Source organism: Collinsella vaginalis, from assembly GCF_900176655.1.
GTDB classification, from domain to species: Bacteria; Actinomycetota; Coriobacteriia; order Coriobacteriales; family Coriobacteriaceae; genus Collinsella; species Collinsella vaginalis.
On record NZ_LT838843.1, the window covers coordinates 307,117 to 325,396 of the forward strand.

Annotated in this window: 16 protein-coding genes; 13 read left to right on the forward strand and 3 right to left on the reverse strand. The window is 63.8% G+C overall.

The features are described 5' to 3' along the window. Positions 1-3: 3 nt before the first annotated feature. From gpmA to proB, 6 genes are all read left to right on the forward strand, one after another. On the forward strand, positions 4-762 hold the full coding sequence (gene gpmA / locus CAP13_RS03000; RefSeq protein WP_085830159.1) for a 2,3-diphosphoglycerate-dependent phosphoglycerate mutase: 759 nt from the start codon (positions 4-6) through the stop codon (positions 760-762). A 155-nt stretch (positions 763-917) separates the two neighbouring features. Beyond that, positions 918-1,400 (forward strand): hypothetical protein, encoded by a 483-nt coding sequence (locus CAP13_RS03005; RefSeq protein ID WP_085830160.1) that lies wholly within the window; start codon positions 918-920, stop codon positions 1,398-1,400. Between the two features lie 277 nt (positions 1,401-1,677). Next, complete coding sequence (locus tag CAP13_RS09850) at positions 1,678-1,836, forward strand: hypothetical protein (protein WP_179184909.1); 159 nt, start codon at positions 1,678-1,680, stop codon at positions 1,834-1,836. Positions 1,837-2,086: 250 nt separating this feature from the next. Then, on the forward strand, positions 2,087-2,527 hold the full coding sequence (locus CAP13_RS03015) for a hypothetical protein (protein ID WP_085830162.1): 441 nt from the start codon (positions 2,087-2,089) through the stop codon (positions 2,525-2,527). Between the two features lie 51 nt (positions 2,528-2,578). Beyond that, on the forward strand, positions 2,579-4,093 hold the full coding sequence (locus tag CAP13_RS03020) for a nicotinate phosphoribosyltransferase (protein ID WP_085830163.1): 1,515 nt from the start codon (positions 2,579-2,581) through the stop codon (positions 4,091-4,093). Between the two features lie 166 nt (positions 4,094-4,259). Next, on the forward strand, positions 4,260-5,384 hold the full coding sequence (gene proB / locus CAP13_RS03025) for a glutamate 5-kinase (RefSeq protein WP_085830164.1): 1,125 nt from the start codon (positions 4,260-4,262) through the stop codon (positions 5,382-5,384). A 14-nt stretch (positions 5,385-5,398) separates the two neighbouring features. On the opposite strand, the gene CAP13_RS03030 is transcribed toward proB, so the two are convergent. Next, positions 5,399-6,790, reverse strand: coding sequence for an alpha/beta fold hydrolase (locus tag CAP13_RS03030; protein WP_085830165.1), 1,392 nt, complete (start codon positions 6,788-6,790; stop codon positions 5,399-5,401). Positions 6,791-6,979: 189 nt separating this feature from the next. On the opposite strand from CAP13_RS03030, the gene CAP13_RS03035 reads away from it, so the two are divergent. From CAP13_RS03035 to CAP13_RS03060, 6 genes are all read left to right on the forward strand, one after another. Continuing rightward, entirely contained in the window at positions 6,980-8,956 is a 1,977-nt protein-coding gene (locus tag CAP13_RS03035; RefSeq protein ID WP_085830166.1) for a BglG family transcription antiterminator, read from the forward strand. Positions 8,957-9,040: 84 nt separating this feature from the next. After that, complete coding sequence (locus CAP13_RS03040; RefSeq protein ID WP_085830167.1) at positions 9,041-9,385, forward strand: PTS lactose/cellobiose transporter subunit IIA; 345 nt, start codon at positions 9,041-9,043, stop codon at positions 9,383-9,385. 43 nt (positions 9,386-9,428) lie between these two features. Further along, a complete protein-coding gene (locus CAP13_RS03045; RefSeq protein ID WP_085830168.1) occupies positions 9,429-9,731 on the forward strand; it encodes a PTS sugar transporter subunit IIB in 303 nt (100 codons plus the stop codon). Positions 9,732-9,741: 10 nt separating this feature from the next. After that, complete coding sequence (locus CAP13_RS03050; protein ID WP_085830169.1) at positions 9,742-11,049, forward strand: PTS sugar transporter subunit IIC; 1,308 nt, start codon at positions 9,742-9,744, stop codon at positions 11,047-11,049. A gap of 28 nt (positions 11,050-11,077) precedes the next feature. Further along, the gene (locus CAP13_RS03055) at positions 11,078-12,562 is read left to right on the forward strand and encodes a glycoside hydrolase family 1 protein (protein WP_085830170.1); all 1,485 of its coding nucleotides are present in this window, start codon (positions 11,078-11,080) and stop codon (positions 12,560-12,562) included. A 588-nt stretch (positions 12,563-13,150) separates the two neighbouring features. Then, positions 13,151-14,455, forward strand: coding sequence for a glutamate-5-semialdehyde dehydrogenase (locus tag CAP13_RS03060; RefSeq protein ID WP_085830171.1), 1,305 nt, complete (start codon positions 13,151-13,153; stop codon positions 14,453-14,455). Positions 14,456-14,574: 119 nt separating this feature from the next. Here CAP13_RS03060 and CAP13_RS03065 read toward each other — a convergent pair whose 3' ends face one another. Then, positions 14,575-15,177, reverse strand: coding sequence for an HDIG domain-containing metalloprotein (locus tag CAP13_RS03065; protein ID WP_085830172.1), 603 nt, complete (start codon positions 15,175-15,177; stop codon positions 14,575-14,577). A 101-nt stretch (positions 15,178-15,278) separates the two neighbouring features. Continuing rightward, complete coding sequence (locus CAP13_RS03070) at positions 15,279-15,785, reverse strand: CarD family transcriptional regulator (RefSeq protein ID WP_085830173.1); 507 nt, start codon at positions 15,783-15,785, stop codon at positions 15,279-15,281. A 293-nt stretch (positions 15,786-16,078) separates the two neighbouring features. On the opposite strand from CAP13_RS03070, the gene argS reads away from it, so the two are divergent. Beyond that, complete coding sequence (gene argS / locus CAP13_RS03075) at positions 16,079-17,923, forward strand: arginine--tRNA ligase (RefSeq protein ID WP_085830174.1); 1,845 nt, start codon at positions 16,079-16,081, stop codon at positions 17,921-17,923. Positions 17,924-18,280: the final 357 nt, after the last annotated feature.

Sequence of the window (18,280 nt, forward strand, 5' to 3'; positions counted from 1 at the left end):
CCTATGTCACAGGACACCATGCAGCTCGTGATCGTGCGCCACGGAGAGAGCGAGTGGAACAAGCTCAACCTCTTCACCGGCTGGACCGACGTCGATCTCACCGAGACGGGTCGTGCCGAGGCCGCGGCTGGCGGCCGCGCGCTCAAGGAGGAGGGCTTCGATTTCGACATCTGCTACACCTCGCAGCTCAAGCGCGCCATCCACACGCTGAACATCGTGCTCGGCGAGCTCGACCGCGAGTGGCTCCCGGTCATCAAGAGCTGGAAGCTCAACGAGCGCCACTACGGCGCCCTGCAGGGTCTCAACAAGGCCGACGCCGCCGCAGAGCACGGTGACGAGCAGGTCAAGATCTGGCGCCGCAGCTTCGACGTGCAGCCGCCCGCCCTCGAGCCCGGTGACGAGCGCGATCCCCACACCCAGGAGATGTACCGCGACATCCCCGCGGACGAGCTTCCCTACACCGAGTGCTTGAAGGACACCATCGCCCGCGCCTGGCCGTATTTCGAGGAGCACATCCTCCCCGAGATGAAGGCCGGCAAGCGCGTGCTGATCGCCGCCCACGGCAACTCCCTGCGCTCGCTCGTCATGAAGTTCGAGAAGCTGACCCCGGAGGAGATCCTCGAGGTCAACATCCCGACTGGCATCCCGTGCGTCTACACCTTCGATAAGGATATGAACGTGCTGGACAAGCGCTACATCGGCGACCCGGAGACCATCGCGGCGAAGATCGACGCCGTGGCCAACCAGGGCAAGGCCAAGTAACGAGAACGCGAGCAACCGCTTGAGTGCGCAATCGGCGGCCGGGGCACACGCTCCAGCCGCCCTTTTGTTATTTGGTGCAGAGGCCCGGTTCCGGTGTCGGCCCCCGTGTGCGTGGGGAGAATAGCCCCAATCGACACGATGAGAAAGGGCCGGGCATGTTCAGGTTGCTACGTAAGATCATCAGTGGTGTCATCGCGATCGCGGTGATCCTCGTCATCGTCGCCGTGCTGGCGAACACCGTGTTCAGGGACACAGCGTTCGGCAGGTTTGTGCGCGGGGTTGGTGAGACGACGCAGACGCAGGCGGCGAACGCGGCGCTCGACGCCTCGGGTATCAAAGATCAGATCGATCAGGACCTCCGGTCCCGCACCACGGAGATCGCGCAGGCGACCGGTATGCGCGACACCCAAATTAGCGCCATCATCGACAATTTGGACATCCCGTCATGGAGTGTGACGACGTTGCCTGACGGCTTGACGGAAACGGGCAGTTTTGACACCACCTACCAGGGCGTCGCCGCCACGGTGCACACCTACACCGATCCTGGGTATGTGACGCTCACCGTGGGGGATCAAGAGATCACATTCGCAGTTCCTGAGAGCACGCAGGAGTATGTGGGCTATCTGAGCTGGCTCTGAGTCTCAGCTTCTCTGCACGCGGCAACCCTTCCGTGCTTTATCGCAGCTGAAAATAAAACATCCCAAAATACAATGATACATTATTGGGAAATTGCTCATTTATATACCGTGCACGTAACAATTTTGAACGCACACCGATTTGTGGGCAAACTGTTCTCAATCACTACTATCCTTAGCTAAAGCCCAAATGTATTGCTGCAATCAGGAGGAATGAGCCATGGAGGCTAGGGATGCTCTTGACAGGATGCTCGAGGTCTCGGGTCAAAGTCGAGCGGGAGTGTCAGTTTGCTTAGGCAAGCACCGAAACTTCATCACATCGAGCATCACCCGCGATCCCTGGAACCCGACGATTCACACCCTTGCCTCCATCGCCGCGAAGTGCGGATACCGCCTCGTGCTCGAGGGTAATGACGAGCGCATCGAGATCGATATCTAAGCAGGCGCACGGCGCGCATCGGCCTGCCCCGTGGAGCCCGGCCCTTCCGGCCACGGTGACTCTTCGTGCGGATGAACCTTGCGTCTCAGGTTCCCGCATCGCCCGACCGCCCAAGACGCTCGCCGCCGCCACCGTGCTCCCGATCCCTGAAATCTCGCCGCATCCCGTCTGCCCACGTCGCTGAGGGTATACTGCTACCCGACGCGTACAGGCCCGTTTGGCATCGCGCCTGCGGGAGAGGGGAGACCCCATGGCAGATCGTGAGAGTGCGCCGCTTTCAGAGGCGGAACGCGAGGAGCTCGAGGCGCTCCGAGCGGAGAAGGCTCGCCGTGAATCCGAGGCCGCTGAGGCCGAGCGCCGTGAGCTCGAGGCGCTCCGCGCTGAGCAGGAGCAGGTCGACGCCGAGATCCTGAGAGATCGGGCCCAGCAGGAGGCTCGTCCCGAGTCATCCGGCCCCCATGATTCCATGCCATCTCCGCCGGCGAGTGCGGAGTCCGCCCGTCGCGCCGCCCCCGCTGAGGATCCCGTCGTCGATCCCGATAACCTCACGTTCGGGCAGCGCATGGTCCTCACGCCCGAGACGGATGATCCAGATGAGATCCCCGGCATGCCGCCCGCGCAGAAGATCATCCTCATCCTCGCCCTGCTGGGCGTGGCGCTCCTCGTGTACTATCTCGTGACCAGGCCGTGAGGCCCGGATCGCGAATCCATCATCTGTAGGAATGCGAAGGAAGGACAGCACATGGCGCTCACCGACACCACGCTACCCACGGACGTTGCGCTCCTGACCGACCTCTACGAGCTCACGATGGCACAGGGGCTCTGGGAGAACGGCAAGATCGAGGAGCGGGCCTGCTTCACGGTCTTCTACCGCGACAACCCCTTCGGCAGCGGCTTCTCCGTCATGTGCGGCACCGCCGAGACCCCCGAGCTCGTTGAGAGCCTCCGCTTCACATCTGAGGACATCGCGTACCTCTCCGGGCTCAAGGCCCCTTTGGGCGGTCCGCTCTTCAACGCCGAATTCCTCGAGTACCTGCGCGATTTCCGCATGCGCGTCGACATCGACGCGATCGCCGAGGGGGAGCTCGCCTTCGCCCGCGAACCCCTCGTCCGGGTGACCGGCCCCACGTTCGACTGCCTGCTGCTTGAGACGGCGCTGCTGAACACCGTGGGGTTCCAGACCCTCGTCGCCACGAAGACCGCCCGGGTGGTCGAGGCCGCCAAGGCGCGGCCGGTGGCCGAATTCGGGCTTCGTCGCGCCCAGGGCCCGGACGGCGGTCTCACCGTCGCCCGCGCGAGCTACGTGGCGGGCGCCGCGTCCACGTCGAACGTGCTGGCAGGCCGCCGGTGGGGCATCCCGGTCTCGGGCACGCACGCTCACAGCTGGGTCATGAGCTTCGATTCCGAGCTCGAGGCCTTCCGCGCCTACGCGCGCAGCATGCCGCGCAACTGCATCCTGCTCGTGGACACCTATGATGTCCGCGAGGGCGTCGAGAACGCGATCATCGTGGCGAAGGAGATGGAGGAGCGCGGCGAGCGCCTCTCCGGCATTCGTATCGACTCCGGCGACCTGGCGAAGCTTTCCGCCTATGCGCGCTCGCGCTTCGATGAGGAGGGCCTGTCCTATATCAAGATCGTCGTCTCAAACGACCTCGATGAGTACACGATCCAGTCCCTGCTGAACCAGGGAGCCCCTGTTGACAGCTTCGGCGTGGGGACCAAGCTGGTCACCTGCTTCGACCAGCCGGCGCTGGGCGGCGTGTACAAGATGACGGCCCGCCTCGAGGAGGGCGAGGGCTCGTGGACGCCGGTCATGAAGCTCTCCGAGCAGCCGTACAAGCGCACGATCCCCGGGATCCAGGGTGTGCGCCGCTACGTGGACGCAACGGGATCCCCGGTCTGCGACATGATCTACGATGAGGCGCACCTGGAGGGGGAGGGGGAGCGCCGTGGGCAGACGCTCGTCGCCGTGACCGATCCGGCTCTCGTGACGGACGTCTCGCATTTCAGCTACCGTGAGATGCTGGAGCCCTGCGTGCGCGACGGCCGCGCGATCGCCCCGCGCGAGAGCCTGGAGGATGCGCGCGCCCGCTGCCAGGCCGCGCTCGCAAAGCTCGACCCCGCATACCGGCGCTTCCTGTACCCGCAGTCATATGTGGTGGGGCTCGAGCAGGGGCTCGCGAACCTGCGCGACCGCCTCGTGCGCGAGCGCATGGCCGAGGTCTCTGCCACGCTCCCGTGGGCCCGGCGCCGCTAGGCTGGGAAGAGGCCCGGTCTGTCGGCGCGCCGGTCGTCCGCGTCGCCTCTATTCCATCCCGCGCTCCGAAGCCATCGGCCACTGCGGAGCCGGCGCGGCCCATGCGCTATGATGGTGCGCGCTTCCAGGGGCCGCGAGCGCGGCTGACACGGTGAAAGGCGATGCCATGACGGCTGCGTACAAGACGATGGTCGTGAAGATCGGCTCCTCCACGCTGGTGGAGGAGAATGGGGTGCTCCGGCGGGATTTCGTGGCCGACATCGCGCGGCAGGCCGCTGCGCTCGCCCAGGAGGGCTGGCGCCTCGTGGTGGTGAGCTCGGGTGCGATCGCCTGCGGCGTGCCCCAGCTCGGGCTCGGCGCGCGCCCCACCGACATGCCGAGCCTCCAGGCATGCGCCTCCGTCGGCCAGAGCGTCCTCGTCACAGCCTACGACGAGGAGTTCCGCGCCGCCGGCCGCACGGCGTCGCTCGTGCTCCTCACCCGGCACGACACCGCCCGGCGCTCCTCGTACCTGCACGCCCGCGACGCCCTGCTGCGCCTCGTGGACCTCGGCGTCACGCCTGTCGTGAACGAGAACGACACCGTCACGGTGGACGAGATCCGCTTCGGTGACAACGACACCCTGGCCGCCCTCGTGAGCTGCCTGGTCTCCGCCGACCTCTGCGTGGTGCTCTCGGACATCGACGGGCTCTACACCGATAACCCGGCGCTCGTCCCCACGGCGCGCTTCATACCGCGGGTGCGTCACATCGACGCCGGCATCATCGCCTCGGCGGGTGATTCCAGCAGCGCCGTGGGGACGGGCGGGATGATCACCAAGATCCGTGCGAGTCGCATCCTCATGACCGCGGGGATCGCGAGCGTCATCTGCTCGGGCAAGGAACCCGATGCGCTCGTGCGCCTGGCCCGCGGTGAGTCGGTCGGGACCTATTTCGAGCCGCCGGCTGGCAGGCTTGAGATCGCCCCGCGCAAGCTCTGGATCGCGCTCGGCGACAGCTCGCATGGCACCGTCGAGGTCGACGAGGGGGCGGCCGCAGCCATCACGACGCGCGGCTCGTCCCTGCTCCCCGTGGGCATCCGCCGCGTTGAGGGCAGGTTCTCGGCGGGTGACACCCTGGATGTGCGGGATCCGTCCGGGCTGGTGATCGCCCGTGGGATCGCCGAGGCCGATTCTGAGGTGCTGGAGCTCGCAGCCGGCCGCCGCCAGGAGGTCATCGCCGGCAACTACCTGCTCGCCAAGCTCGCGGGCAAGCCGGCGATCCACCGCGACGACATGATCGTCTTCGCCTGAGGGAGGGCGGTGGCCTAGAAGATCGCAGCCAGCGCCCCGCGGTCGCGGGCGTCCTCGAACAGGTGGCGGAACACGGTGGTGCCGTGCAGGCCGTCGTGCTCGAACTCGTTGGTGACCCACGCGTGGCTGCATCCGATGCGCGAGAGCGTGTCGAGCTGCAGACCGGCGTCAACGTACAGGTCGTCGAAGTAGACGGCGGACGTGTGGGGCGTCTCGTTCGTGGCGAGGGCGGTGGGGTCGTACAGCCGATCGAACGCGGTGTCCTCCATCAGCAGATCCATAGCGGGCTTGAGGGGCCGGAGCACGGGGTCCTCCTCGAAGAGCCAGGGGAAGCTCGCCTCGCCGGTGAACATCAGGGGCCGGGCGCCTGCGGCGAACTCCGGGCGCTGTGAGAGCTCGCGTGCAGCGGCCCACCGGATGGGGTGCTCGAGCTCGCCGTCGGCGTAGATGAGCTCCTGCAGCGTCCAGTACAGCGGTGATGCCGCCGAGCTCGTCCGCTCGAGGGCCGCGGCGAGGAAGGCGTCGGTCACGGTGGGCGTATCGCCGGCAGGCGTCCCATCCCCCTCCTCAAACGCCGTGTCGAGGATATTGTGCATCCGTTCGAAGCTGGGCTTCATGCCGAAGTCGCTGCCCATGAGCTGCAGGCGCCGCACCGACATTGGGGAACCGTCGGCGAGGGACACGTCGCGGGCGGAGAGCCGGTCCGCGAGGGCACGGACTCGCTCCTCATCCTCAGGGTAGCGTGCATAGAACTGTCGGGTCTTCTCCGCCATGCGCGGGAAGGTGTGCGCGTAGACCTCGGCGGCGCTCGCGGGCACGTGCGGGATGCCGCCGCAGGTGAAGCTGGCGGCAACACCCTCTGCGTAGAACGAGAGGTAGGTGAGGGTGAGGAATCCGCCGTAGCTCTGACCGAGCGTGACCCAGGGGCGTCCCTCGAACGCCGTGAGCCGGAGGTACTCGAAATCTTTGACGATCGAGCGGGCGAGATGGCGCTTCAGGTAGTCGGCCTGCGCGCGGGCGCCGGGGATGCGCTCGGTCATATGGCGGCTCACGCGCGAGCTGCGACCGCATCCGCGCTGATCGGGGAGGATGACGCGGAAATGGCGGACGGCCTCCTCGATCCAGCCGTCGCTCGTCGGCGAGGTGAGCCGCGGTCCGGCACCGCCCGGTCCGCCCTGCAGGAAGATGAGGAGCGGGAGATCGCGGTTGATGTTCTCGGGGGCGCAGACTACGCGGTAGAACAGGCTGATGGTCTCAGGCGCCCCCGGTATGGCGGGCTCGTGACTTCGCAGACTCGGGTTGGCGGCGAGCTCGGCGGGCTCGATCCCGCGCCAATCGAGGGGGACGCTCACGGAGTGGTCTTCGACGTACAGTCCGGTCAGGTAATAACGTGCGCGCAGGGACATGGTGCCTCCGATGGACGCGGTGGATTATCAGCGCCATGATAGCGCGTCGTGCGGACTCGTTCAGGATCTTGCCAGTTGAGCGGGAAAGTCCGGGTATGGAGTCGCCCTGGCGTTCGCGGCATGATAGATAGCGACGAACGGGATACAGGCCCAAGCCCGGGCCTCACAGGTCGAAAGGAGCGACGGGACATGCGATGGGAGCGCGTCATCAAGCTCATCGAGGAACGTCCCGGCATCGCGCCCGCCGATCTCGCCGCATGTCTCGGGGTCAGTGGGCGCACCGTTCGCTCTGATGTGCAGCGCGCCAATGAGCGCCTGACGGGCATCGCCCACATCGAGCACCGTCGCGGCGGCGGTTACACGCTCACCGTGGAGGACGGGGACCGCCTCGCTGCCCTGTGGGCGTCGTCCCATGCTCGCAACGCCAAGACGGTCCCGAGTTCGCCCCGGGAGCGCATCTCCTATCTCGTCAACGACCTCGTGCAGCGCACAACTTGGGTGACCTTGGACGAGCTGGCATCCACACTGTTCGTGTCACGGGGCTCGCTCTCCGCGGATATACAGCGCGTTGAGGAGATTCTCGACCGTTTCGACCTGTCGATCGAGCGGCGGCCGCGCTACGGTATGCGCGTCGTTGGATCAGAGCTTAACAAGCGCTTCTGCCTCGCCGCCTCCGTGATGGATGGGGAGCTGCCGATGCCCGAGCGCGCTGTAGTCGGTGCGCAGGATTCCAAGGGAGATGTATCATGGCTCAGAGCGCTCGGCGTGCGGCGCGAAGCGCTCGAGCGGGTTGAGCAGAGCGTCAAGAAGGTCTTGGATGCTGCCGACTTCCACATCAATGTGCTCGTCTACCACAACCTCATCACCCATATCGCCATCGCACTTTTGAGGATTGAAGGGGGCAGCTACGTCCCGTTCGAGGGCGAGACGCTTGCGAATATCATCTCCACGCGCGAGTTCCAGATCGCACGCGAGATTGCCGAGGAGATCGAATCTCGCTTGGAGATCGAGCTGCCCGATGCTGAGATCGCCTATATCGCGATACATCTCGCCGGGAAGCAGACCGCGTTCCTGAGCGATCAAGCGAGCAAAGATGTGGAGGACACGGGCGGGCTCGTCATCTCGGATGAGATCTGGAGCGTCGTCACCGAGATGCTCGACCGGATATGGGATGTGTTCCGTTTCGACTTCCGCAGTGACCTGGAATTGCGCATGAACCTCGCACGGCATATCGTGCCGTTGTCCGTGCGCCTTCGCTACCACATGGATTTGAAGAACCCGCTGCTCGCGGATATCACGACGCGCTACCCTCTCGCCTGGTCCATGGCGCTCGAGGTATCCGACGTGTTCAAGGGCGCGTACGGTACGGTCCCCTCACATGATGAGATGGGTTATATCGCCCTGGCCTTCGCCCTCGCTCTCGAGCGTAGTCGCGGTGCTGCCCCACGCAAGAACCTGCTGGTGGTGTGTGCCTCGGGGGCCGGTAGCGCCCGCCTGCTCGAGCACCGGTGCCGGCGCGAGTTCGGCGAGTTCATCGACACGGTCATCTCGTGCGACGTCATGCACGTCGCAGACATGGATTTCACCGATATCGATTACGTGTTCACCACGGTTCCCCTTCCGGTCTCAGTTCCCGTTCCTGTGCGCCAGGTGACGTTCTTCTTCGATTCCGCTGAGGGCGAGCGCATGCGCGATTTTTTAAGAAACGGGCCGTCAGACGATAGGGTCCTCGGGGCGTTTTCTCCCACGCTGTTCTTCTCCCATCTCACGTGCGCGAGCAAGCACGAGGTCTTGGGCTTTCTCTGCGAGCGCGCTGAGGCGGTGCGCGGCGATGTCTCAGGTTTGCTGCCGCTCGTGCTCAAGCGCGAGGAGGCGGCCCCCACGTCTTATGGCAACGGAGTTGCCATGCCGCACCCCCTTGAAGCGGTGAGTGACGACACCTTCGTGACCGTCGGCCTCCTCGATGAGCCGGTCGTATGGGATGAACGGGGGACCGAGGTCAGAGCCGTGTTCCTCATCTCGTTCTCGCGTTCGGGCGGTGCGGAGCTCGATGCGTTCTTCAATTCGCTTGCAGATTTCTTCGTGGACGATGCGGCGCTTGCCAAGCTCGTGGATGAGCAGCGCTGGGAGACCCTCGTCGATCTGCTCACTCAGCTCAACGAGTAAGGTCTGGAGCCGAATCATGGGATTTACGTCGCGGTGGACGCACCGCATCTCGATAGCACATATCAAGGTTTGGAAGGAGGAGACATGGAAGACGTGGAGGTCACACCTGAAGAGGGTGTGGAGATGATCTCATTTGCCCTGATCGCCGCTGCGGGTAGCGCGCGCAGCCTCGCCTTTGAGGCGCTCGCCGCGGCTCACGCGCATGATTTTGAGCGTGCGGATGACCTGCTCGCCCAGTCGAAGCAGGCGGCACTCGATGCGCATGAGCAGCAGACGGCCCTGCTCGTCAAAGAGGCAAACGGTGAGCACACGCCGGTCGATGTGATGCTCGTGCACGCGCAGGACCATCTGATGACGTCAATGCTCGCGCAGGAGCTTATCGAAGAGCTCATCTACCTGCATCGCGAGAAGGCCGATCGCACGGCATAAGGCTTAAAAGCAGAACGAACAACCACGTTGAAAGGGGAGCGCCATGAAGGTGCTGCTTGTTTGTGCTGGCGGAATGTCCACCAGCATCCTGATGAAGAAGATGGAGAAGTATGCCGCTGATCAGGGCATTGACTTTTCTGTGAGTGCCACAGGCATCAATAACGCCGCCGAGGCGAGTACCGGCGCGGACTGCATCCTCATGGGCCCGCAGGTGTCCTATCAAAAAGCGAACGTCGAGCGCGTGGTGGGGGGTATTCCCGTCGGCGTCATTCCGCCGGCGGACTACGGGATCGGCAACTGCCCCAATATCTTCAAGCATATCGATTCGTTGCTCGCATCGGCGTAGGAGGAGACCAATGGCACATTTTGACGGCCTCTTTGAATCGAAGGCCATGCAGAAGATCCAGGAGTATGGCGGCAAGCTGCAGACGAACAAGGCGTTCAGCTCGATCAGCAGCGGCATGATGGGGACGATGAACCTCATCCTCGCTGGCGCGGTGTTCACGATCATCGCGACGATCTTGAACATCGCTGGCGTGCTCGAGACCACCGATCCCGTCTACCAGTGGCTCCAGCTTCCCTATAAGATGACCATGGGTGTCATGGCGATCGCCGTCGCCTTCGGTGTGGCGTACACCTACACCAAGAATCTGGAGATGAAGGGGGAGGTCGCCAACGGTTTTGTGGCCCTGTTCCTGTTCCTCATGGTGGCATCGCCGGTAAAGTCGGTCACCCTTGCCGACGGATCTACCATGAACGCCCTCGACTCGAGCTTCCTCGGCGGTACAGGCATGTTCACAGCACTCATCATGCCGCTCATTGTGGTTAGGATTATCAAGACCTGCCAGGATCGTAATATCACGATCAAGATGCCCGATTCCGTACCGCCCTTCCTGTCCGATTCCTTTGCCACCCTCATTCCGTTGGTCATTAACATCGTGCTCTGGTGCGGCATCAACACCCTGGTGCAGAACACCATGGGTACCACGCTCCCTGGCGCGGTCATTGGCGTTTTGTCCATCCCGCTCTCGGTGCTCATCTCCGGACCCGGTATCATCGTGATCGTGTTCATCGCGATGCTGCTTTGGTGCCTGGGCATCCACGGATCCGCAGTCGCCTTTGCTGTGCTGATAGCTCCCCACATGGCTGCGTATCAGGCAAATGCTGAGCTCGTGGCCGCGGGCTCCGCACCCGTGTTCAGCGCTGTGTTCCTGTTCTCTGGGCTTGCATGTTGTGGCGGCACGGGTAACGTCCTGCCCCTGGCGGTGCATTGCATGCGCGCCAAATCTGAGCAACTCAGCGCGATCGGCAAGGCGGGTGTCATCCCGGCGATCTTCAACATCTCAGAGCCTTTGGTGTTCGGCGTGCCCATCATGTACAACCCCCTTATTTGCATCCCGTTCATCTTGAACGCTGTGATCACCACGGCCCTGCTCTGGCTCGGGTTCTCGGTCGGGTTCTTCCAACCCCCGTACGTGATGATCCTAACGGCGCTGCCGGTCTTCCTTGGAGAGTTCTTGGGGTCGCTAGCCTGGCAAAACCTCTTCATTCCGGTGGTTGGTTTCGTGGTGGGCTACCTCTGCTACGCGCCGTTTGTGAAGATGTACGACAAGCAGTGCCTGGAGAACGAGGCCGCACAAGCCGCCGAGATGAACGCGGAGTGACGCGTTGATGCGCCGAAAGGAGCAAGCAATGGCTGCGAAATTTCCCGAGGGGTTCTTCTGGGGCGGCGCCACGGCGGCGAACCAATGCGAGGGTGCCTGGAACGTCGATGGCCGCGGTCCCGCACGCACAGATGTGACCACGGTGGGCTCGGCCACGGAGCCGCGGTACGTCACCGTGAAGATGCCCGACGGCAGCACCAAGAAGCTCGCAGGTCTCATGTTCGGTGCGATGCCAGCCGGCGCGCACGGTGTGTGCCTGGACGGGGAGTACTATCCCAACCACGAGGGCATCGACTTCTATCACCACTATAAGGAGGACATTGCTCTCTTCGCCGAGATGGGCTTCACGATGTTCCGCATGTCGATCTCCTGGAGTCGCATCTTCCCCAAGGGCATCGAGGAGGAGCCGAATCAGGCGGGGCTCGAGTTCTACCGCAACGTGTTCAAGGGGCTGCGGGCGTACGGCATCGAGCCGCTGGTGACCATCAGCCACTACGACACGCCGCTCTACATCGAGGAGGAGCTCGGAGGTTGGGAGAACCGGGAGGTCATCGAGCTGTTCGATCGCTTCACGGAGACGCTCTTCCGCGAGTATCGCGGCCTCGTGAAGTACTGGCTCACCTTCAACGAGATCAACTCGCTGCTCATGCTGAAGCTCTTCATGCCCGATGCGCCACTTGAATTCATCCAGGGGAACTACCAGGCCCTGCACAACCAGTTTGTGGCGAGTGCCCGCGCGGTTGTGCGCGGTCACGCGATTGATCCCGCGTACCAGATCGGGTGCATGATCGCCGGCGGACCCTCCTCCTATCCGCTCACCTGCGACCCGAAGGACATCCTCGCCGCGCAGCATCGCAACCAGGAGAGCTTCTGGTACTCATCCGATGTGATGGTGCGCGGTGCCTACCCGGCCTTCGCGCATCGTATGTGGCGCGAGAACGGCGTCGAGCTCGTGATGGGGGAGAACGACCTCGCCGAGCTCGCCGTCGGCACCGTGGACTTCATCAGCTACTCGTATTATGCGACGAACTGCGAGACCACGCACGAAGGCGTCGAGAAGGACGGCAAGGGCAACCTCGTCATGGGCGCGAAGAATCCGTATCTCCAGTATTCCGACTGGGGCTGGAGCATCGATGCGGACGGCTTGCGCTACACCTTGAACGAGATCTACGGGCGCTATGGCATTCCCGTGATGGTTGTCGAGAACGGTCTGGGCGCCGCCGACACCGTTGAGGCGGATGGATCCATCCACGACCCATATCGCATCGAGTACCTGCGCGCCCATGTTCAGGCCATGGCTGAGGCGCTTGACGATGGCGTCGATCTCATCGCATACACGCCATGGGGCTGCATCGATCTCGTGGCGGCGTCGACCGGAGAGATGCACAAGCGCTACGGCATGATCTACGTGGATCGCCACGACGATGGTACGGGTACTTTCGAGCGCCGCCGCAAGGACTCGTTCTTCTGGTACAAGAAGGTCATCGAGAGCAACGGCTCGGATCTGAGCTAACCCCTCACGTGTTTCGATGGCCGCCCCGGCCCTTCCTCTGCGGGCATTATTCTTGGTGCGCGGCGGGAGGGGCCGGGGCGTTTTTTCGCGAACAACCAAGGTGGTTTGAGCAGCGGTTGCAAAGGTCATGGCGGCGGGCCGTCTGTGCTCATGAGATTCGGCGACCAGTTTTCTACACAGAATGGCATCGAAGCGAGGCGACAATCGCGTATCGGGTTCCTCTCCGGGCGTGCGAAGCGTCATGCAGTTTGAAAACTTCCAGAAGTGCGGCAGTGAAACAGGGTTTTCGAGTAGCTGGGCAGATTTCGAACCAACGACCTGCACTTTTGTCGATGGGGCGGCGCTCTCTGCTCAGAGATCTCCGCTTCACTGCCGCACTTCTGGAAGTTTTGATTTTGACGATAGATTCAGAATATATATATCTTAATTTTCATATTAAAATATTGGAATTTCAGAATATAAATGCGATCAGCCATTGTGCGGTGAGCATTTCGTTTCCCGCAAGCGTCCTCTGTGGCACATCGAATCCTGATTTAACACATCGGGTAAGATGAGGCACATGAATGAACGATGAGAGGAGTGTCCACTATGCAGGACGTTGCCACATACGTCGAGGAGCTGGCCCGTGCGGCGAAGGCGGCCTCGCGGCCCCTCGGTTTCACGAGCGATGAGGCCCGTCAGGCCGCGGTGCGCGGCATGGCGCAGGCCCTGCGCGATCACGCGTCCGAGATCCTTGATGCCAACGCGCTCGATATGGAGGCCGCCCGCGAGAAGGGGACGAGCGAGGGCATGCTCGACCGCCTCCTGCTCACGCCCGAGCGGATGGAGTCTATGGCGCAGGGGCTCGAGTCCCTGGCCTCCCTGCCCGACCCCGTTGGGCGGGTGCTCGAGCACCGCACCAACGCCGCCGGGCTCGACATCAAGAAGGTCTCCGTGCCGCTCGGCCTCGTTGCCATGGTCTACGAGGCCCGCCCCAACGTGACGGCGGATGCCGCGGGCATCTGCATCCGGACCGGCAACGCCTGCATCCTGCGCGGAGGCTCGCTCGCCGAGAAGTCCTGCGTCGCCATCGCCCATGTGCTCGCCGATGCTGTCGCGGCGGCGGGGCTCCCGCGCGAGGCCGTCTCCATCATCGAGACGACCGATCGCGCCGCCACGGGCGCCCTCATGACCCTGCGCGGCACGGTTGACCTGCTGATCCCGCGGGGCGGCGCCGGCCTGATCCAGCGCTGCGTGCGCGAGAGCCTGATCCCGGTGATCGAGACGGGCACCGGCAACTGCCATATCTACGTGCACGCTTCCGCTGATTTCGACCATGCCCGCGCGATCATCCTGAACGCGAAGACCCAGCGCGTGGGCGTGTGCAACGCCGCCGAGTCGATCCTCGTGGACAATGAGATCGCCGCCGACTTCCTGCCGCTCATCCTCACCGATCTCGCGCGCGCCGGCGTCCTCGTCCACGGTGACGCCGCGACCCGCGGGGCCGCGGTGACGGCCTCAGCCGGCCACGCGGACGCCGAGGACAGCCCCCTCGCGCATTTCGTCCTCGCCACCGAGGAGGACTGGGGCCGGGAGTACCTCGCACTCGAGATCAGCTCGAAGGTGGTCGCCGACGAGGACGAGGCCATCGCGCACATCAACCGATACGGCACCGGCCACTCGGAGGCCATCATCGCCGAGGATGCGGAGGCCTGCGCGCGGTTCCTGCGCGAGGTCGACGCCGCCGCCGTCTACGCGAATGCGAGCACGCGCTTCACCGACGGCGGGGAGTTTGGCCTCGGAGCCGAGATCGGCATCTCGACCCAGAAGCTGCACGCCCGCGGCCCCTTCGCCGCTGAGGCGCTCACCACCTGGAAATACGAGATCACCGGCGCGGGCCAGGTGAGACCGTAAGATCACGCCCAACCGCCCGTGCCTAAGCGGGGAATGCGAAGGGCCTCGGAGCGCAATTGCTCCGAGGCCCTTTTACCGCAGGTTGACCGCAGCGGTCTGCAGCGTGGTCGGCGGCGACCCTACTCAGCGACGAACGTGTCCCGATCCGGGGCGAAGCTCTGCATGGCCTCGATGGTGCGCGCGAAGAGGTCGTCGAGCTCCCAGCCGAGCTGCTCGGCGCCGGAGCGGATCACATCGCGCGAGACGCCGGCGGCGAAGCGCTTGTCCTTGAACTTCTTCTTGAGCGACTTCACGTTGAAATCCATCACGCTCTTGCTCGGCCGCATGACCACCGCGGCGCCGATGAGCCCCGTGAGCTCCTCGGTCGCGAAGAGGATCTTCTCCATGACGTGCTCGGGGTGGGGGAGCTCCGGGTTGAAGTCGCTCGTGTGGCTCTGGATGGCGCGGATGAGCTCCGGCGTGCCGCCTGCGGCCTCGAGGATCTCGGCGGCGTAGATGGTGTGCTTCGCGGGCTCGTCGTCGTGCTCCTCCCAGTCGAGGTCGTGCAGGAGCCCCACGATGCCCCAGAACTCCTTGTTCTCGGGGTCGTACTCGCGGGCGAAGTAGCGCATGGTCTGCTCGACCGTCTCGCCGTGCTCGATGTGGAACGGATCCTTGTTGTGCTCGGCGAGCAGGGCGTGGGCCTCGTCTCGTCCGATTCCAGCGGATAGCTTCTCTGCCATGGGAGCCCCTCTCAATGCGATGGGCCCCGGCGCGTGCGGCCAGGGCCCTCGGTGTGCGTTGCGGCTATGGTACCCCAAGTGGTTGGATGCGGCCCGCAGGCCTAGTTCACGCTCGGTGAGCCCGGGGCGGGCGCGACGAGCTCGTCGATACGCGCCGCCACGTCGTCCTCGCTCTGATCGAGGGCGACGGCGAGCTCCTCGACGGCGCGGCGGTGCGCCTCCTTGAGCACACGCGTATAGTAGCTGCTCGGGCGCTTGTCTCGCTTGATGGCGTCTTGGATGCGCCGGCGCATGGTCTTGGCGACGCAGACGGTGTCGGGCGCGCCGCGCTTGATCCGGCCTTTGAAATAGGTTTCCTCGAGGGCGCTGTTGCGCTCGGTGAAGCTGTCGCATTCAAGGTCGGCGTAGTGCTCGAGCAGATGCTCGGCCTCCTCCTGCGAGATGCAGGCGTGCAGGCGCTTCGCCTGGGCGACGGGATAGCGCATCCTCGTCGTGGTGAGGCCCCGCTTGGCCTCCAATACGATCATGGGGGCTGGTTCGTCTTCAAAGCCTGTGACGGTGCAGACGCCCTGCCCGGGGTGAATAACGTGCTCTCCGATTGCGAACATGCTTCCTCCTTCTGCTCTAGTGCTAGATATAAAAATAGCAGGAAGCGATATGAAAACAATATGAAATAAGCAGGTAAAGGCCGAAAAACCATTTTTGGTGGGTTGCTTGTCACATTTTATGGGGGCGATAGGTTGTTTATTTTCGCGGAATAACCCGGGCCGCACCGGCGCCCCTCCGCATTTCACGGGTGTCACAAGACCTTGATATCCTGCGTGATTCGTGCATCGATATGCTAAAGTAGCAGAATCCCTGCGTCTCGCGGGGCCCTTGACGCTCGCAATAAGGAGGATCTATGCCTGAGAAGATAGAAGAGCTGGTACGCGCTGCCCTCGCGGCCGCACAGGAGGCGGGGGAGCTGCCCGCGTTCGAGCTTGCGGACTACGGCATCGAGCGACCAGCGGACACTTCTCATGGCGAGTGGACCTCAACCCTCGCTCTGAAGTCCGCGAAGCTCGCGAAGACCGCCCCGCGCAAGATCGCCGAGGCCGTGCTCGCGCACATGCCCGCCGATGACGCCATCGCAAAGGTTGAGATCGCCGGCCCCGGATTCATCAACTTCTACCTGAACGCCCAGGCCACCAACGCGATCTTCGCCGAGGCGCGCGAGCAGGGCATGGACTTCGCCCGCTCCAACGTCGGCGGCGGTCTGAAGACCCAGATCGAGTTCGTCTCCGCCAACCCCGTCGGCCCCATGCACGTGGGCCATGGCCGCTGGGCTGCGCTCGGCGACTCCATGTGCCGTGTCATGGAGCACGCCGGCTATGAGATCGAGCGCGAGTTCTGGATCAACGACTACGGCAACCAGATGAACACCTTCGGCAACTCCATCTCAAAGCGCTACATGCAGCTCGCGGACATCATGGAGAAGCAGGGCGTGGACATCGAGGCCGCCCGCGACTACCTCGCCCTCGACCGTGACAACTACGTCCAGGACGAGCTCGACGAGCACCCGGACTCCCACCTCTACATGGACGAGTTCACGAACGATCTCGGCAAGGACTCCTACGGCGGCACCTACATCATCGACGAGGCCGCCCAGTTCTTCCGCACGGACGGCGACAAATGGGTCACGGCCGACGCTGAGGAGCGCATGCTCTCCTTCCGCGAGCGCGGCTACCAGAAGATGCTCAAGGACATGCGCGAGACCTGCCACGACGTCCGCTGCGACTTCGACGTCTGGATGAGCGAGCGCACCATGTACCAGGAGGACTGGACCGGCACCTCGCCGGTCGAGCGTGCCTATGCCAAGCTCGATGAGATGGGCTACCTCTACCGCACCGAGGACGGCGCCCTCTGGTTCAAGTCCACCGAGTTCGGCGACGACAAGGACCGCGTCATCCAGAAGAGCAACGGCGACTACACCTATTTCTCCTCTGACATCGCCTACCACTGGAACAAGTTCCAGCGCGTCGACCACGTCATCGACATCTGGGGCGCAGACCACCACGGCTACATCGCCCGCGTGAAGGCCGTCTGCGACGCTCTCGGCTACCCCGGCCAGTTCGAGGTGCCCCTCGGCCAGTTCGTGAACCTGCTGCGCAACGGCAAGCCCATCCGCATGTCCAAGCGCAAGGGCACGATGATCACCTTCCGTGAGCTCATCGATGAGGTGGGGGCCGACGCCACGCGCTACACCCTGATCTCCCGCTCGAGCAACCAGACGATCGACTTCGATATCGAGGCCGTCAAGGAGAAGAGCCAGAGCAACCCGGTCTACTACGTGCAGTACGCGCACGCGCGCATCTGCTCGATCCTGCGTCGCGCCGCCGGCGTCTCCTTCGAGCAGGCCGAGCTCATGGGCATGGAGCCCGTCGCCGTGAAGGCGCTCTCCGGGGAGATCGACTACGCGCTGCTGACCGATCCCACCGAGCTCGCCCTCGCCCGCAAGCTCTCCGAGCTCGAGGAGCTCATCGCGAGCTGCGCCCGCGATCGCGCGCCCTTCCGTCTGACGCACTACGCCGAGGAGCTGGCTGCGGCCTTCCACAGCTTCTACCAGGCCTGCCAGGTCCTGCCGAGCGAAGGCCACCCGGTCGCGCCCGAGCTCTCCCGCGCCCGCCTCGCAGCGTGCGACGCCGTTCGCTCCGTGCTGAAGCTCACGCTCTCGCTGATCGGCGTGTCCGCACCCACCCAGATGTAGCGGAACATCCGCATTCGCCCTGTTTTCTGGCCCCTCATCCGATCTCTTTGGATGAGGGGCCTGTTTTTCCTCTACGGCGCCGTGCCGCCCTGTTTTCTCACGGTGCACGCAATCTCCGCAGTTCCGTGCATTTTACGATGCGCCTGTTTGCATGTCGTGCCGTTGTGTTACACTGCGGGCAGCGCGAAGCGCAATCCAGTTTTACATCCTGAATCACATCCGCAGGCAGCATTTTCTCCCGTTGCGGTTGCAGGCGGCCAGCATGTGGCCGATGGAAAAGAAAGAGCACCACGTGGCAGAACAAAAGAAGACTGAATCAACCGAGGCCGTCGCCGAGGAAACCCCTCGTCCGCGCCG

Coding starts and splice junctions, on each gene's coding strand:
- CAP13_RS03035 (WP_085830166.1), top strand. CDS start 6,980: ATGCGATGGGAGCGCGTCATCAAGCTCATCGAGGAACGTCCCGGCATC.
- gpmA (WP_085830159.1), top strand. CDS start 4: ATGTCACAGGACACCATGCAGCTCGTGATCGTGCGCCACGGAGAGAGC.
- CAP13_RS03005 (WP_085830160.1), top strand. CDS start 918: ATGTTCAGGTTGCTACGTAAGATCATCAGTGGTGTCATCGCGATCGCG.
- CAP13_RS03030 (WP_085830165.1), bottom strand. CDS start 6,790: ATGTCCCTGCGCGCACGTTATTACCTGACCGGACTGTACGTCGAAGAC.
- CAP13_RS03060 (WP_085830171.1), top strand. CDS start 13,151: ATGCAGGACGTTGCCACATACGTCGAGGAGCTGGCCCGTGCGGCGAAG.
- CAP13_RS03045 (WP_085830168.1), top strand. CDS start 9,429: ATGAAGGTGCTGCTTGTTTGTGCTGGCGGAATGTCCACCAGCATCCTG.
- CAP13_RS03055 (WP_085830170.1), top strand. CDS start 11,078: ATGGCTGCGAAATTTCCCGAGGGGTTCTTCTGGGGCGGCGCCACGGCG.
- CAP13_RS03015 (WP_085830162.1), top strand. CDS start 2,087: ATGGCAGATCGTGAGAGTGCGCCGCTTTCAGAGGCGGAACGCGAGGAG.
- argS (WP_085830174.1), top strand. CDS start 16,079: ATGCCTGAGAAGATAGAAGAGCTGGTACGCGCTGCCCTCGCGGCCGCA.
- CAP13_RS03050 (WP_085830169.1), top strand. CDS start 9,742: ATGGCACATTTTGACGGCCTCTTTGAATCGAAGGCCATGCAGAAGATC.
- proB (WP_085830164.1), top strand. CDS start 4,260: ATGACGGCTGCGTACAAGACGATGGTCGTGAAGATCGGCTCCTCCACG.
- CAP13_RS03070 (WP_085830173.1), bottom strand. CDS start 15,785: ATGTTCGCAATCGGAGAGCACGTTATTCACCCCGGGCAGGGCGTCTGC.
- CAP13_RS03020 (WP_085830163.1), top strand. CDS start 2,579: ATGGCGCTCACCGACACCACGCTACCCACGGACGTTGCGCTCCTGACC.
- CAP13_RS03065 (WP_085830172.1), bottom strand. CDS start 15,177: ATGGCAGAGAAGCTATCCGCTGGAATCGGACGAGACGAGGCCCACGCC.
- CAP13_RS03040 (WP_085830167.1), top strand. CDS start 9,041: ATGGAAGACGTGGAGGTCACACCTGAAGAGGGTGTGGAGATGATCTCA.